The sequence below is a fragment of the Candidatus Thermoplasmatota archaeon genome (assembly GCA_034660695.1).
In the GTDB taxonomy this organism is placed as follows: Archaea; Thermoplasmatota; E2; order UBA202; family DSCA01; genus JAYEJS01.
Map to the genome: position 1 here is coordinate 1 of JAYEJS010000081.1, position 1522 is coordinate 1522.

Annotated in this window: 3 protein-coding genes; all 3 read left to right on the top strand. The window is 37.8% G+C overall.

All coding sequences use genetic code 11. The features are described from left to right. On the top strand, positions 1–264 hold a 264-nt coding region (locus tag U9O96_04085), incomplete at its 5' end, for a hypothetical protein (protein MEA2054282.1). Positions 265–335: 71 nt separating this feature from the next. Next, positions 336–779, top strand: coding sequence for a hypothetical protein (locus U9O96_04090; GenBank protein MEA2054283.1), 444 nt, complete (start codon positions 336–338; stop codon positions 777–779). A gap of 133 nt (positions 780–912) precedes the next feature. After that, on the top strand, positions 913–1522 hold a 610-nt coding region (locus U9O96_04095), incomplete at its 3' end, for a hypothetical protein (protein MEA2054284.1).

Here is a 1522-nt window from a genome sequence, read left to right on the forward strand (position 1 = left end):
GGGTATCTTTGGGTTCTGGAGGTGAAAAAGAATGATAATATGGCGGGGGGTTATCATGTTCATTATCATTTGATAATTGCTACTGACCGGGTCGGTGTTCAGACTATTCCTGAGGAGCTCAAACTCGAAAGTATTTGGGGTCAACGTACCGGTGTCGAGTTTGTTAAATATTCAATTAGAAAGTATTTAAGTAAATACCTGACAAAGGAAAATGAATCTATGTTGCAGCAGAGAAATTACGGTATTTCTCGTGTTTTGAAGTGAAATTTAATAAATACCATTTGTATTTCTGAAATCTTTGTTATATTTTCGTTGTATTATTAAAGTCTTAATATATGAAAAATATCAATATATATGCTGTAAGGGCGAGGCTTCCTCATGGTTCTTTGGCTCAAATTGCTGAGACTTTGAATCTTAGCCGCAACACTGTTTCTAATTTCTTCAATAAGGGTTGGTATCCTTATTTGAGCGAAGATATTCTGACCGAGGCTATAAGTATTCTGAAGGGAAGTCGAGTCAGTGATGATCTAATAAGTGAAGCTGATAATCTTGGTCTCACCGGTGGCGGTGGTTTTCGGCCGCGACGCAAGTATGGGCAAAAAGATAAAAAAGGAACTGGTTTTGATCTTTTTTCTTTGGCAGCTATTGGCGCTTTGGCATATTTTGCTATTCCAGAGGTAAAAAAATTTATTGATGAGAATGTTGGTTCTCTCTTTGGTAAGGGAAAATCTTCTCGAGAGGCACGGATTGATGAAATTATGAAAGAGGAAGGTAGGTAGATTGTAGGTGATTCATAACATCGGTAGTCGCAGAAAAGAAAGCCAGGTCAACTAGCAACCTGGCTTTCTTTGAAATCAGTTAAATAAAAAATGCCGGCATTTGTTGTTTCCGGCATCTTTTAAAACGTTAAAAATGGATACTCTTTATAAGTCTCCAGTCGAGACAAAAATAAATGAAAAAAATGAAACTTCCAAATATCATTGGAGGTCGACTCGAAGAAGTGAGTATGAAGAAGTCGCTGAAATTATCCCTTGCTTTCGTACTTGTCATATAAATAACAATGCAGATAGAAATCCACTCGAAATAATTCGCAACCTCAATGATGGTCATGTTATTTACCCATACATTTATGGGTGGGTTAGGAACAAACCTAAGTGGATAACTGAACTTGAAAATGATAAAGGTGTGGTTGAAACAAACGATTTGAAACAATCTCGCATGAGGAAGATTAAAACTATTAATCGATTCTGTGACAGATACGAGCCCTTGTATCGAAAGAAAGAGGTTTCATTGCTCATTTTTACCTTTACTCGGGCTAATTATGCCCGTCTGGGTATCCGTACCATGTTAGATGTCCTGAAGAAGCGTCTAAAGGCTTTGAAATGGTCTTTAAGAGGGTATCTTTGGGTTCTGGAGGTGAAAAAGAATGATAATATGGCGGGGGGTTATCATGTTCATTATCATTTGATAATTGCTACTGACCGGGTCGGTGTTCAGACTATTCCTGAGGAGCTCAAACTCG